General features: G+C 54.6%; 13 protein-coding genes. 1 reads left to right on the forward strand and 12 read right to left on the reverse strand.

Annotation, left to right across the window (positions count from 1 at the left end):
* Positions 1–45: 45 nt before the first annotated feature.
* From M2118_RS05390 to M2118_RS05435, 10 genes are all read right to left on the reverse strand, one after another.
* Positions 46–1,275 (reverse strand): hypothetical protein, encoded by a 1,230-nt coding sequence (locus M2118_RS05390; protein WP_280794911.1) that lies wholly within the window; start codon positions 1,273–1,275, stop codon positions 46–48.
* 38 nt (positions 1,276–1,313) lie between these two features.
* Positions 1,314–2,150: a glycosyltransferase family 2 protein gene (locus M2118_RS05395; RefSeq protein WP_432418383.1), complete on the reverse strand. Its 837-nt coding sequence runs from the start codon at positions 2,148–2,150 to the stop codon at positions 1,314–1,316.
* 49 nt (positions 2,151–2,199) lie between these two features.
* Positions 2,200–2,997, reverse strand: a complete 798-nt coding sequence (locus M2118_RS05400; protein WP_280794913.1) for a CDP-alcohol phosphatidyltransferase family protein — start codon at positions 2,995–2,997, stop codon at positions 2,200–2,202.
* A gap of 3 nt (positions 2,998–3,000) precedes the next feature.
* Positions 3,001–4,020 carry a glycosyltransferase family 2 protein gene (locus tag M2118_RS05405; protein ID WP_280794914.1) on the reverse strand — a complete coding sequence of 340 codons (1,020 nt, stop codon included), beginning with the start codon at positions 4,018–4,020 and terminating at the stop codon, positions 3,001–3,003.
* A 57-nt stretch (positions 4,021–4,077) separates the two neighbouring features.
* Entirely contained in the window at positions 4,078–5,397 is a 1,320-nt protein-coding gene (locus tag M2118_RS05410) for a S1C family serine protease (RefSeq protein WP_280794915.1), read from the reverse strand.
* Between the two features lie 123 nt (positions 5,398–5,520).
* On the reverse strand, positions 5,521–5,925 hold the full coding sequence (locus M2118_RS05415) for a hypothetical protein (protein WP_280794916.1): 405 nt from the start codon (positions 5,923–5,925) through the stop codon (positions 5,521–5,523).
* A gap of 416 nt (positions 5,926–6,341) precedes the next feature.
* Positions 6,342–6,872, reverse strand: a complete 531-nt coding sequence (locus M2118_RS05420) for a hypothetical protein (protein ID WP_280794917.1) — start codon at positions 6,870–6,872, stop codon at positions 6,342–6,344.
* Positions 6,873–6,982: 110 nt separating this feature from the next.
* Positions 6,983–8,527 carry an NCS2 family permease gene (locus tag M2118_RS05425; RefSeq protein WP_280794918.1) on the reverse strand — a complete coding sequence of 515 codons (1,545 nt, stop codon included), beginning with the start codon at positions 8,525–8,527 and terminating at the stop codon, positions 6,983–6,985.
* A 147-nt stretch (positions 8,528–8,674) separates the two neighbouring features.
* Positions 8,675–8,932: a hypothetical protein gene (locus tag M2118_RS05430; protein WP_280794919.1), complete on the reverse strand. Its 258-nt coding sequence runs from the start codon at positions 8,930–8,932 to the stop codon at positions 8,675–8,677.
* Positions 8,932–10,185, reverse strand: a complete 1,254-nt coding sequence (locus M2118_RS05435; protein ID WP_280794920.1) for an inorganic phosphate transporter — start codon at positions 10,183–10,185, stop codon at positions 8,932–8,934. Before M2118_RS05435 ends, M2118_RS05430 begins: the two co-directional genes overlap by 1 nt.
* A gap of 271 nt (positions 10,186–10,456) precedes the next feature.
* Here M2118_RS05435 and M2118_RS05440 point away from each other — a divergent pair, with 271 nt between their 5' ends.
* Positions 10,457–11,350: an alpha/beta fold hydrolase gene (locus tag M2118_RS05440; RefSeq protein ID WP_280794921.1), complete on the forward strand. Its 894-nt coding sequence runs from the start codon at positions 10,457–10,459 to the stop codon at positions 11,348–11,350.
* Between the two features lie 3 nt (positions 11,351–11,353).
* Here the strand turns inward: M2118_RS05440 and M2118_RS05445 are convergent, their stop codons facing one another.
* Both M2118_RS05445 and M2118_RS05450 read right to left on the reverse strand, forming a co-directional pair.
* On the reverse strand, positions 11,354–12,085 hold the full coding sequence (locus M2118_RS05445) for a ZIP family metal transporter (protein ID WP_280794922.1): 732 nt from the start codon (positions 12,083–12,085) through the stop codon (positions 11,354–11,356).
* 9 nt (positions 12,086–12,094) lie between these two features.
* A complete protein-coding gene (locus tag M2118_RS05450; RefSeq protein ID WP_280794923.1) occupies positions 12,095–14,212 on the reverse strand; it encodes a DEAD/DEAH box helicase in 2,118 nt (705 codons plus the stop codon).
* Positions 14,213–14,355 lie beyond the last annotated feature (143 nt).

Genomic DNA, 14,355 nt, shown 5'->3' on the forward strand with positions numbered 1-14,355 from the left:
CACGGACACTCCCGCGGAAACAAGCCGGAGTAGCGCTAGAGAGAATCAGTCTTTCGCATGCAGCTGTGCGTGCTTTTCCCACTCGTTCATGAGGTGCAAGATGGCATCGTGGAATCGCTGAGTGGGGACACCTGGGGTGATGTCTCCGAAGTAGTGCTTGCACCAGCGAGCCAAACGAGCTTGAGCCTCTGGGTCGTGCTCAATGGCATCCATCTGGGCAACGATGTTGCCAGCTTGGTCGGCATCAAGCCATTCGCAGTCGCTAAGGTAACCACCTTCGTCGAGTTCTGCTTCAGGGTTGACCGGGCGAGTAATGATCAGAGGCTTGCCTGCGGCTAAGCGGTCATAAACCATGGCAGAGATGTCCACAATGGCCATATCGGCAACAGAAAGCTGCCAGCCCAGCTCAGCACCCTCATCCACGATGTGCTTGGCCTGGGGATCATGAGCATTCGCTCGGCGCAACAATGACTTGATTTGGTCGTTAGCTTGACCGTATTCAAAGTCCACTGCACCACTGCGAGGGTGGGGGCGGTAGATCACGCGGTGACGCCCAGTCGCAATGAGAGCTTCCACCAGGGCAAGACCATGAGTTTCAACAGAACCATAGGCAGCAGCAGGGCGGTCGCCCTCCCAGGTGGGGGCATAGAGCACGACTTCGCGATCATCTGGTTCGAACGGAACTGTGCCGGTGTAGTGATCTGCTTGGGGGCGGCCAATAGGGATTGCCCGCTTATCGAAGTCGTAATCCCAGAGCACGCGGCCTAAACGTTCACGCGCCGCATCTCCTGCGATCAGGCTGTAGTCATAAGCCTTGAACTGGTTGGTCGTCATATACATCTTGTCGGATTCACCGTGGTTGATGAAGACATGGAAACGGCTGCCGTAGCGGAACATCTGGAAGTTACGGGCGTTCTGGTTGACGTAGAGGATCACATGAAGATCCTGGTCAGCGATGAATTCTTCCAGCTCAACCACGGTGCGCACATACGCAACGGGAACAGGCGATTCATCCAACAATTTCAGCGCACCGAGAGTGTTACGGCTCAGAATGACAACAGGCCACGTCTTCGCCAGTTCTTCAAGAGGCTTGTACCACTGGCGCACTTGGTAGAGGTTGACCTCACCATCTGCGAAGTAGACCCCAACTTTGAAGTTGTGGTCTGGGAGCGGGTTCGCCTCAAGTTTGCGTGCAAGTTCCTTGCGGCGCAAACGACCTTGAAGTGCCTTCGACAACAGGGTGGTTGCCGAACGTGCGTCTTGAATCAAACCCATGAAATTAGCCTAACTTGCAAAGAAATAGTCAGTAACGACTACAGAATCGGAAAACGACCAGCCTTGGTCATCCGGGCCACTGTGAGCCACCGCATCCCCACACGACCACCTGGGTTTTCTCGCCAACCTTCAACCCAGCCTGAGAACCAAGACCCCAGACCGGTGCCTCCCGTTCGTACTGAGCGGACTAACTGCACCCCAGTCCAGGACAGAACATAAAACGGAACCAGAATCCACGGCAAATTGCGCTTTGCCAGCCACACCCGGTTACGTGCATTGAGGCGGTAATAGGTGGCATGACGGGTAGGACTGGTTACGGGATGGTGCACAACCATGTCACCGGCGTACAAGACCGTCTTGCCTGCGTTCCACACTCGCCAGGCGAGCTCAATGCCTTCGTGGGCATAGAAGTAGGGATCTCCCCAACCTCCAATGTCTTCAAAGACTCGGGTTGGCATCAAGACAGCAGCTTCCAACACGGAAAAGACATAACTGGAGTCAGTGGCCTCGCCCTTGCGTAAACGAGGAATCCACCTGCGAGGAGTCACTTTTCCACTGGGGTCAGTAATGCGAGGTTGCAGCAATCCCATCGAAGAATCTGCCTGGAACTTTCGAATGCCTTCCGTGAGGAACAACGGATCTGAAAGTTCTGCATCATCATCGACGAAGAACAGGTACTCCCCCTGAACTTGAGCTGCCCCCGCATTACGGCCGGCAGGAATACCCACATTCTCTGCAAGATGAAGCCCACGAACACCACCTGGAAGGAACTCAGGTCGCCAGCCATTACCCACCACGACAACATCGAGTGTGACGAGTTGTTGCTGAAGGACGCTCTTGATTGCCCGAGAGAGATCTTCGGGACGCTGTCCCATCGTGAGCACAACGACGCCCACACGAGGTCGAACGCCGTATTCAGTGCGCCTAAGCAGCCCGGACACGCGAGCTCGTCATGATGGCAACGAAGTGGCCAATGATGGCAAGAACGGAGAGGGGAAGCAGAAGTGCCACCAAAACTTGGCTGACATGAAGTTCTCCCACAGCAAGGCCAACGACAGCTGCAAGGAAAGCAATGATGGTCAGCTCAACCGAGTGATAGATGCGGTGGAATGGGACGAAGCGTGCCAGACGACGCAGCTTGGCTACCATTCCAGGCCGCGGGGCATTAGCCCCCTTGGCATCTGCCAACTTGGGCAAATCTGACATGGCGCGTGCAACACGAACCAAATCGTTGAGCACCTTGTTCAAAATGATCACGATGGCCAGGAATGCACCGAGGGCAACCCACATCCAGTCAATGGGGCGAGAGTTGTCGGCAAAGCCAGCTGCACGAAGACCCAGCGCAAGGGGAATCAACGCTTCGGTTGTGTAGTGACCCACTGCATCCAAGAAGTGTCCCGCAGGAGACTTTGTTTTGCGCCAGCGCGCTACTTCACCATCACAGCAATCAATCAACATTTGTAGTTGACCAAGAATCAATGCCAGAACAGGACCCCAAATACCAGGAATCAACAATGCTGCAGCAGTTGCCCAACCGGTCAGGATCATCAGCCCGGTGACACCGTTTGCCGAGATAGGAGTCTTGAGCAAAACCCAGGTGACATAGGGAGAAAGATCACGAAGATACAGGTGAGCTACCCAGTGCTCTGCGTTGGCACGCGTGCGCACTTCGGGTGGCTGAGTGACTTCGCGCAGCTGAGCGAGGGAGGTGGGTTTCTCCACGTCTTACCTTCCGCTCTTGCCGGCGATGTTTGAGGTGAGTCTGGTGTAACTCATGATGAAACCTACACCCCATGCGAAGTGAATACAGGGAAGCACTAGAGGAAACCAGCCGAGTCCCTTGAGCCCCATACCTCGGCCATAAACCACGGTGGAAACAAGCACGAATGCCACATAAACCGCTGGCACAATCCACCCGAGCGTGAAGCCCAGCAGACCAGCAATGATTCCCAGTGCAGTAGCCAACACCATTGCAGGTGGAACAAAGTAGCGCAGGCCACTTCCGAAGCGACGAGAGAGTTCACCACGCCATAATCCGGTGGAGTACATCTGCTTGACCAGAGCCTTCACAGAGGTGCGTGGCCGGTAGACAACCTTGAGTTTGGGAGTGAACCAAACAAGTCCCCCGGCATCGCGGAAACGTCGGTTGAGTTCCCAGTCTTGGCCTCGACGAATCTCTTCGTTGAACATGCCGACCTTGAGCAAACTCTCACGGTTGAAGACACCCAGATAGACAGTGTCGACAGGACCTTCTTTACCTCCCACGTGGAAGGGTGTACCGCCCAAGCCCACTTTGGTGTCATAGGCGCGTGCCACAGCACGCTCAAAGGGCGTAGTACCTTGGGCATCCATGATGCCACCCACGTTGTCGGCCTGAGTGCGCAACAGGGTTTCCACGGCAATGCGGGCGTAGTCATTCGGCAGCACCGAGTGGGCGTCCACCCGAATCACAATGGGAAAGTTCGAGGCTGTGATCGCCAGGTTCATTCCCACAGGGGTCGCAGCCGCTGGGTTATCTACAGAATGAATCCGCGTATCTTCGGCACACATCTGGGCAACGAGCTCATTGGTGCCGTCCGTGCTGGGCCCAAGCGCAAGGGTCACTTCCATGGGACCGACGTAATCCTGCTCCAGCAAGCTCGCCACGGCAGCACGAATGTGGGTGACCTCATTGAGGACAGGCATCACATAAGAAACGCCAGGTAGGGGCGTTGCTGGGATGGGCGCGGAGCCAAGAGCAGACATGGGGTCCTTGAGTAGAAGGCCGAGTTCTAGGTTACCAAGAGCTGGCCGTTTCCCCAGCTACTTGAGAGTGCCGAGCTGAACCTTGATTGTCTGCTGCTTACCATCACGGTTGATCACAACAGTCGCGTCCGAACCACCAGCTGCGGTGCGAACCAAGGCGGTGAGGTCGTTAGCATCTGTCACACGAACACCGTTGAACTGAGTCACGATGTCACCAGCCTTGATGCCGGCTGCAGCTGCAGCCCCGCCATCAACGGCCTTTTCGATGTATGCACCGACTGCGGTGCTGCCATCCTTGGTGGCGGCATCTGAAACCTGTGCGCCAAGGAGACCGTGAGAGGCCTTCTGGTTTTCAATCAGTTCAGAAGAAACACGCTTGGCCAGGTTGGAGGGAAGTGCAAAGCCCACACCAATGCTTCCAGACTGGCCCTCAGATGATCCAGCGCTCGCAATAGCGACGTTGATCCCGATCAGACGGCCCTTGGAATCGAGGAGAGCACCACCCGAGTTACCTGGGTTGATGGCAGCATCAGTCTGGATCACAGGGATGGAAATCGAAGCGCTCTGAGTTTGGGTTTGGCTCTGTCCTTGACCAAAGTCGAAGTTGAAGGGGTTGGAGCTATCTCCACTACCGGAGTCAGAACCCGAGGAATCAGGAACGGACGAGCTTGCAACCTGGATGGATCGGTTGAGTGCAGAAACAATTCCGGTGGTGACGGTGCCAGCAAGGCCCAGCGGTGCACCCAGCGCAATAGTGAGGTCACCCACGTTGAGTTTGCTGGAGTCCGCCCATTCAATGGGGGTGAAAGTGCTTTCGCTCTCAATCTTCAGCACTGCCATGTCGACTGTGGGGTCCGTTCCCACGATCGAGGCAGGATAAATGTTTCCGTCGTTGTCCTGAACAGTGATCTTTGCCCCAGAATCAGCGCCATCAAGGGTTGCCACGTGGTTATTGGTGAGGACGTAGCCTTCCTTGTTCAGAATGACACCAGATCCAGTTCCTGAACCTTCTGTGCCTGTCACAGCAATGGTGACGACGCTCGGAGAAGCTTTTGCAGCCACAGCAGTAACCGTCGAAACTTCATCAGAATCATTAATCGTGATGCCTTGAATACTGTTCGAGGCGGTGTTGGTGGCGTTCTGGCCACCCATGACTGTTGCAACACCAGCTCCGGCAATTCCACCAACGAGTGCGGCGGCCACTGCCACGGCGACGAGTGGAGCTACTTTGTTCTGCTTGCGCTCTCGAACAGCTGCTGGACCAACAAACGTTTCAGGAACTACCTGTTCAGCAGCAGGAGCTGCAGGTGGCGGAGTGGCATCTCCCACGGGTGGGAAAAAGTACTCGGGAATTCCTTTGTTGTTGTTCTCAGTCATTCGAGAAGCTCCTTTCAAGCACTTTCAGCATTCCGCACAAGTCTGTGTGAATCCTATGACCAGCCTGAGTGTTGTCTGAGTGTTTATTGAGCAGAAACAGTAGGCATAAAGTGCCCTCTCAGGCTAACAGCCGGGAGCTGTTCGACCTGCCGTGCAATCCCGAGCAGCCAAGACAGTATCTGCACTTTGAACAATCACCACGGTGGACGTTGCAGCACTCGAGACCTCACCAGAAACGGGAATCCACGCTCCCCCACCCACGCGATACTCAGCACCGTACCGAACTGTGACAGAAGTACTGAAGCTTCCTTCAGATCCATAAACATGACTTGTCGAAGTTGGAGAGAATTCACGCAATCCGAGAGCATCCCAGCGAGCACCGGCAACCGACGTTGTTTGAGTACCACCATCCCCGTAATTCCAGTCGTACGCATGTGGCGTGAATCTGACTTCAGCTGAGCGACCAAACAAGGAACCGCCTACAACATGAGTAGAAGCCCCAGCTATGAAGTTGGTATTGAGATTCACAACTGTCCATCCACGTGGTTGAGAAGTCAAAGAAGCTGATTGGGGAACAAAGTTGGCTAGATCCGACAAAGTGATGGGCGCATATGTCACAGGTGCGGGAGCAGGAGTGGCAGGAGTTTTTCGGCATTGAGGCGAAGGGGAAACTAAGCCCAGACACCTAAAAGCTAACGACGATGGAAAGTAAACAGGGGTTACGACAGCAGGACGAGAATTTGTTGTTCGACCTGCAGGAGCAACAACAGAAGAACTCCCACCAGGAATTGTCGTTCTACCCCAGACGTTTACAGAGTTGTTAGAGGTTTGGGCGTTTGTACAAATACCTGCCACCGCAGCAGCTGTAGAACAACTTCCGGAGGCGGCTAAAGCCTCTGTTGTATTTATTGAGGAGAAAATTAGCCCGAGTGCCATTGAAAAAATCAGCAGTAGTTTCGGCCTGACCACACTTCACTGCTTTCAATTGTGGCTGACGAATTAGTTACCCTAACTTCAAAAATAATTGGAAGTCGAGATTGCCGCCCCACTGGAGTCACATCAATTCCGTCTGCATTTAGTAGCTTTGTTTTGCCGACATCAAGACAGACATAATAACTGGCGGAATTTTGACTAATTTCACCAATGTGCAGCGAGTCAAAGCTAGTTGCCCCCTCAACAGTTATGGATTGTTCTTTATAGGTTTTATAAACATCCGCGCTTTCTTCAAAGAGTTGAGTGGAGACCAACCCCTTCAACCGCTCAGGATTAGCCCCACCATCTCTAGCTATTTGATCTGAGACCACGAGATAGTTCGCATAGGCAGCTTGTGCTGCAGCCAGTGCTTCTTCGTCGCTCGAGAAGAGAGGCTGTTCTTGAGCAGCAGCCGTGCTTGTTTCTTCTGTTGGTTGCTGAGTTGAACACCCTGCAAGAGCAATAGCTATCAAGGGAACGGCAATGAGAGGTTTCACACGCATGACAGGAAACCTACCCATGTTCAGCAATATGCCTCCTGAGTTATCCACATCTGGTTAAACGACAAGCGGGAGAGCCCGAAGGCTCTCCCGCTTATGCGAGTGGTTCTCGACTAGCCGCCGAGAGCTGCCTGGAATGGTGCTGCTACGAAGTAGAGCACGAAGCCAGCTGCAACAACCCAGAGGACAGGGTGGATTTCCTTACCCTTACCTGCGAATGCGCGGATGACGACCCAGGTGATGAAGCCGATACCGATACCGTTTGCGATCGAGTAGGTGAAAGGCATCATGATGATGGTCAGGAAGGCAGGGAACGAGACGCTCCAGTCCTTCCAGTCAATGTCAACAACCTGAGACATCATGAGTGCACCAACGATGACCAGTGCCGAAGCACCAACCTCGATGGGTACTACAGAGGTCAGAGGTGCGAAGAACATTGCAACCAGGAACAGCACACCGGTGACGATGTTAGCTAAACCAGTGCGAGCGCCACCGGCGATACCGGAAGCAGACTCGATGTAGACGGTGTTGGAGGAGGTGGAGGTGAAACCACCAACAACAGCACCAGCACCTTCAACAACCAGTGCGGACTTCAGACGTGGGAAGTTACCGTCCTTGTCAGCAAGGCCAGCCTGCTTGGACAGACCGGTCATGGTGCCCATTGCGTCGAAGAAGTTCGAGAACACGAGGGTGAACACGAGCATGATTGCAGCAAGTGCACCGATGCGCTCGAAGGAACCGAACAGGTCAACTTCACCAATGGTGGAGAAGTCGGGAACAGCAAAGATGCTGGTGGGCAGACCAGGAATGGTGGTGTCCCAACCGAAGGGGGTTACGAACTCACCGTTGACGAACTTGCCGCCCACCTGGAAGATTGCTTCCGCAATGATCGCGATGATCGTGGTCGAAACAAGACCGATCAAGATTGCTGCGCGAACGCGCAGTGCCATCAGAACACCAATGGTGAGAAGACCGATGATGAAGATGGTGGTGGGGAGACCAATTCCGTGGTCGGTGCCAACACCGAGTCCAACAGGAACGGGACCAGCGTCGGTGCGACGAACAAGTCCACCGTCAACAAGACCGATGAATGCGATGAAGAGACCAATACCCACGGTGATCGCGGTCTTCAGCGCAGCAGGTACTGCGGTGAAGATCATGGTGCGAAGACCAGTGACCGCGAGGATGAGGATGATGATTCCGTCGATGACGACGAGGCCCATGGCCTCCTGCCAGGTGACGTCCTTGACCAGAGTTACTGCGAGGAATGAGTTGATACCCAGACCTGCTGCAATAGCGAAAGGCAAACGTGCGACGAAACCGAATGCGATGGTCATCAGACCTGCAGCCAGTGCAGTTGCCGAAGCAATTGCCTGAGGTGCGAATTCGAATGCGTCAGCTGCGCCGCCGCCGATAACGTTTCCGTTAACGTCGGGGCTGAAAGCCAAGATGATGGGGTTCAGGATGATGATGTAAACCATCGTCATGAAGATGACGAGACCGCCGCGGAACTCCGTACCAATGGTGGATCCACGCTTGGTGATTTCGAAGTAGCGATCGAGTGTTGCTGAGAAGCCTGACTTGGGCTTTTCGGTGGTCGAGGACGACAAACCGTTCTCCTTTTTGAGTAGGGATGAGGGAACTACAGGTTCAACCATAACCTGCCTGAGAATTTGCCTTGAGTTTTTCGCCGGAAAGTCTTAACCACTACTTGAAGTGAATTTCTTTATCCTTCACCACCACATATAGGGGTTAACAACATCACCCCCTCGCTTGCGCGAGGGGGTGATGTTGATATTCCGGACTTATTTATGGAAGAACGGAATGATCAAGTAGATCTCATAGAGCACTGCGATGGCACAAAGTGTGAAGCAGATGTAAGCAATGCTGCGGAAAAAAGATTCCTTACGCACAGCTGAGCCATCACCCTTGGCCGCTTTAGGAGCCAGCAGCTCTGCATCAGTGACGAAACGAACACCAAGTGAGTAGAGCGAAACGATCACGGCTGCTCCGCCTACAGAGGCGATAACAACGGACAGGAATGCATCCCAAGCGATAGTCATTATTTCTTGCCCTTCTTGTTCTTTTTAGCTTGCTTCGCGGCCTTTTCTGCTTCTTTCTTGGCAGCCAGCTTGGCAACTTTCTCTGCACGACGACGCTGTGCAGGAGTTTCGATGATCTCGCTCGCACCTTCAACCTCAGAGAGGACGTTGGTGTGAGTGACAGCGTTGCGCTTGCTGATCTGGAACAAAGCGATGATGACACCAGTCACGAGGACCGCATCAATCAGAATTCCGAATGGACCAGTTCCTGCGATCCACGCAGCGAATGCACCCACAATGGCAGCTGCAGGAAGCGTCAGGAACCATGCGCCCACAACGTGGCTTGCTTTGCTCCAACGAACTGTGCCGCCCTTACGACCCAGCCCGGCACCGATAACGGAACCAGAAGCTACCTGAGTGGTGGAGAGGGCGAAGCCAAGGTTGGTCGACGCCAGGATGGTGACACCGGTTGCGGTTTCAGCGGCAAGACCCTGTGCAGGCTTGATCTCAGAAAGACCAGTTCCCATTGTCTTGATGATGCGCCAACCACCAAAGTATGTACCGAGTGCAATAGCGAAAGCTGCTGCGATCATGACCCAGAGTGGAACGCCACTGTCCTTACCCAGCACTCCAGCTGTAATCAGCACCAGAGTGATAACACCCATGGTCTTCTGAGCATCATTAGTACCGTGCGAGAGAGCAACAAGTGAAGACGAGAAGATCTGGCCGGTACGGAAGCGAGAACGGCCAGTGCCAATTCCAGTACGCGCACGTTCAGCCTGTGAACGAGCGGTGATGATGTAGGCCAGCTTGGTAGCCAGATAAGCGGCAACACCTGCAATCACGGGAGCAAAGAGCGAAGGAAGAATAACCTTCTCAACAACCTTGACAAAGTTCACTGCGTCAAAACCTGCACTGGCAATAGCGGCACCAATCAGGCCGCCAAAGAGCGCGTGCGAGGAAGAGGAAGGAAGTCCAAGAATCCAGGTGGTGAGGTTCCACAGGATTGCTCCGCACAAACCAGCGAAGATCATTTCCACCTTGATGGTGATGTCTTCATTGATGAGGTCAACCGAGATGGTCTTAGCCACTGCGGTGGAAAGGAACGCACCTACAAGGTTCAATACTGCAGCAATGAGTACTGCTGTTCGAGGCTTGAGAGCACCAGTAGCAATCGGGGTTGCCATGGCGTTTGCTGTGTCATGGAAACCGTTGGTGAAGTCAAAGAAAAGCGCGAGTGCTACAACGAGCACGACGACGAATAGAGGATCCACAAGGGCCTTTTCTGTGTATGTGACGCTACGAAATGGTGTTGAAACAAAGTTTGGAGAATCTTCACGTGGAGTTGAGGGGAAATTCAACTTCAGTTGATAGTGACATCTCTGAACTGCCTGAGCAACAAGTCTCTTGAACAAAGTTAAGGAAATGCGTGGATTAAGTTAAATCTCACGTCACAACCCTCGACAGACGCTGGAACGTTTGAGCCTATCCTGTCATCCAATTCCGTTTTAGACACGAACTGGAGCTCGACCGTAGCATGGGGTTATGACTGCACAGCTGCCCCTCAACAGTGTTGAACTCGAAGCTCAAGGGATTACCTTGGCTCAGCAGCTCCCTGACCGTGCCACGCGCGGAACAGTTGAGGTCGGTGGCTATCAACTCGCCACCATCACCATCGAGGCAGTTGGCCCATACAGAGGTACAGCACTGCTGGTCCCTGGCTATACCAGCTCAGCAGACACGTTCAATGGTTTACTTCAGCCTCTATATCAGCGTGGCTATAAAGTCGTCGCTTTCTCCCAGCGAGGACAGAGCCTGTCTGAAGGCCCTGACAACACTGACGGCTATGCATTAGAACGCCTGGGCGCAGACATCCACGACATCATTGGCAAGCTTGAACTCGGTAACGATGTTCACCTGTTGGGCCACAGTTTCGGTGGTGTTGTCTCCATCGAAGCTGTTCTTCAGGACCACTCCCCTTTTGCGAGCTTGACCATGTGGAACTCAGGCCCCAGAAATATGGGTGGCGACCTGTTAGAGCAGCGCTATGGTCTTCTGGAGCACGGTCCTCGTGCGTACTACGTCGGCAGCCAGCTCGCTGCAGGTAAAAATCCCGAGGCAGATATCAAGGGCGAGCTCAACGTTATTGAGCAGTACTACTACGACCGCCTCATGTCCACCAACCCTGCCCAGCTTGAAGCTGGGATCAACATTCTCATTGACCAGGTTGACCGAACTGTTGAGCTGTCGCGCACTGGAATTCCCGTTCTTGTGTCCCACGGCGCCAACGACGACGCCTGGCCTATCGAGATGCAGCGAGAAATGGCTGAGCAACTGGGAGCTGATTACTGGGTTGTGGCGAATGCAGGACACTCAGCTCACGCTGACCGCACTCACACCTCAGCACAGCTGCTCGCCACCTTCTGGGACGAGCACTAGCGACTAGGCCAGTTGGTGAATAACCAAGCTGGTCAAGAAACCGAGAGTGGCAAGCAGGCCCGTGTAGTTGTGAGCCTTGCGGAATGCGTCCGGGATCATGGTGTCGCTGATCATGGCCAGCATCGCACCAGCCGCTAGAGACGTAATGAAGCCGGTGAGCTCAACAGGAGCATCAGCCAAGATCGTGAAGCCCAACAGGCTGGAGATCGCCGCAGCGAGAGCAATGCCTCCCCACAGAGCGAAGACGAAGCGTGGTTTCCTTCCCGCAGCCTTGAGCTCGGCAGTGCTGGAAAGACCTTCGGGCAGGTTCGAAATGATGACCGCGGTCAGAATCGGAATACTGACTCCCTGACCTCCGAGCATGGACAGGCCCAAGACCATGGACTCGGGCACACCGTCGAGCAATGCTCCCACGGCAATACCCGTGCCGGTTCCGGGGCCTTCTGCTGAACCTTTTTTGTTTCGAGCATTGAGACGATCAAGCAGGACATTCACGCCCACATAAACAATCGCCCCTACAGCAAAGCCGGAGACGGTCGGCCAGAGGCCAGACTCGGCCATAGCCTCACCGACCAAGTCAAAGGCGAGTGCCGAGATGAGAACTCCCGCACCAAAGGCCATCACGCTGGCCACGACCCGTGAGGGCACTTTCACAAACCATGCGATGAGCGCACCCACGAACAGGGCTCCACCAGCCAGCAGACCTGCGCCTGCTGCGGTGAGCCACTCGTTCATGGTTACAGGCTAGGCGTACTGAGACGCTATTGCACGAGTAAGGATGTGAACCAGAGCATCGAGCTGGATGGAATCCTGCGAGCCTGCTTCAATCTCTTCACCCTCGAGGGCACGAGCAGCAAGTCCACGCTTACTGTCGATGAGCTCGGCAATCTTCGCGTCAATGGTCTGGGCAGCGATGATGCGCCATGCGGTAACAGGCATTTCCTGACCAATACGGTGAACACGGTCAATTGCCTGGGTCTGCTCAGCAGAGGTCCAGGACAGTTCTGCCAAAACAACGTTGGAAGAAGCCTGCAGGTTCAAACCAACACCAGCTGCGGTGAGTGAACACACGGCAACCTGAACGGACTCGTCCTTGTTGAAGGCATCAATGGCATCCTGGCGAGCAGAAGTGGTCTGGTCACCACGAATGGAAACAGACTTGATGCCCTGGGCCGCAAATGCACGCTCTGCAGTGTCCATCACGTCGATGTGCTTGGCGAAGAAGACAACCTTGCCCACTGAACGAGCAAGCTGAGCAGCATAGTCAGAAGAAAGTCCTGCCTTGGCCTGACCAATCTTGCGCACCATGGTGAAGACGTTCTCACCAGTCTTCTGACCCTTGGATTCGTCCAGCTCCTGCTGGGCAACCATACGGATGAGCTCTGTGGTGGAACCACGGAAGTTACCGGTGACGGTGAAGCGGTTGTAACGCTCGAGCAGACGCTTGGCCAGTTCAGCTTCAGCAGCCTTGATTGAGTTACCGAGTTCATCATCGAGTTCAACGGGCAGGTCAACCACTCGCTTAGCAGGAAGGTCCTTGGCCACGTCAATCTTGCGGCGACGAACAATACCCATCGAGACCACAGTGTCACGGGCAGAGGCATAGAAGCTCTGGTCGGCGGGGGTGAGACCGATTGCTTCAAGCTTGGCAGTGAGCTCTGCCGAGGGCTTCTCGCCGTCAATCCAGCCGAGGAACTTCCAAATAGCTCGGAAGTCGTCAATGTCGTTGATCAGTGGCGTACCGGTCAGCGCAATACGCAGGGGGTTGTGGCCTGGAGTGCGCGCCACGATGCGGTCTGCGAGTGCAAGTACGTGCTTGGAGCGCTGAGAAGCGAGGTTCTTGATGAAGTGTGCTTCGTCAACAACCATGCCCTTGAAGCCCATCTGGCCAATCCAGGAGAGGTGGCGGTCCAGGACCTCGTAGTTCACGATGAAGACATCTGCGAAAGCGTCGACGTCAGTTCCGTCACCGTGAATAACCGTTGCCTTGCGGCCAGGGATCCAGCGCTCAACTTCACGCGCCCAGTTCATCTTGACCACGTTAGGAACGATGGCAAGCAAAGGGAAGGCGTTTGCAACAGACGCCGCAATGAGCGACTGTGCCGTCTTTCCTAGACCTGGCTCATCGGCGAGGAGGAAGGTGCGGTGACCTTCCTTCACACTCTCAATGAAGCGAATCTGGTGTGGCATGAGTTCGCGTCCCTGAGGAGAGAAGCGATCAAACTTGGGAACAGCAGGCATCTCCATACACGCAGAGCCGCCGCCGGCACCAGTCTCAAACGACTTGAACAAGGGGCCAAGCAGCTCCCAGTTCGACAAACGCATGACAGGAACAGAACCCGTGGTGGGCTTAGAGAAGTCAGGCTCCAGGAACGGGCTGGACTTCAGACGAGCCTTCACAGAAAGCGGAAGAACCTGCTTCTCTGCAAGTTCAGGAGCGAACTCCTGAACAGGCTTGGCCTGCTCGGTGGTGATGATGAGGTCTTCGGGGTTGATCTCTGCGCCGGATTCAACCAGCCAGTCCCGGCGCATTTTCTGCGCTACAGGACTGGTTGCGTGGTCTACTTCGAGCAGCTGGATCAGCGACGTGTCGCGGGCAGCAGTCTTAGCGAGGATGGTGGCAACACCATCGAGGCGCTTGAGCTGTTCTGCACGTGAAGAATCAGTCAACGCAGCGTCACCCTTGACGCGTGCGCGCTCTTCACGCACGAGGAAAGCAATGACCTGGAACTTGGTGCGGTTGGTGGGACCAACCTTCTTACCAGTCTGAGCTTTTGCTTCTACCTCACGCACCTTGCGAGCGAGGATAGGGATGAGCCCCGAGTTATCGAGGGTGTTACGACGAGTGCCGGTACGGGCCACTTGGTCTCCATGACTAAAGAAACGATGACATCACGAACAAGCTGTGCTTGCGTCATGCCCCAAACTGCACCTCCCCCAGAAGGTACCTCGCGCATCACGCGTTAGCGCCGGCGACAGTAGAAACGAAGGTTGTGGTGCAGATT

The organism is Aurantimicrobium minutum (genome assembly GCF_029892845.1).
GTDB lineage: Bacteria > Actinomycetota > Actinomycetes > Actinomycetales > Microbacteriaceae > Aurantimicrobium > Aurantimicrobium minutum_B.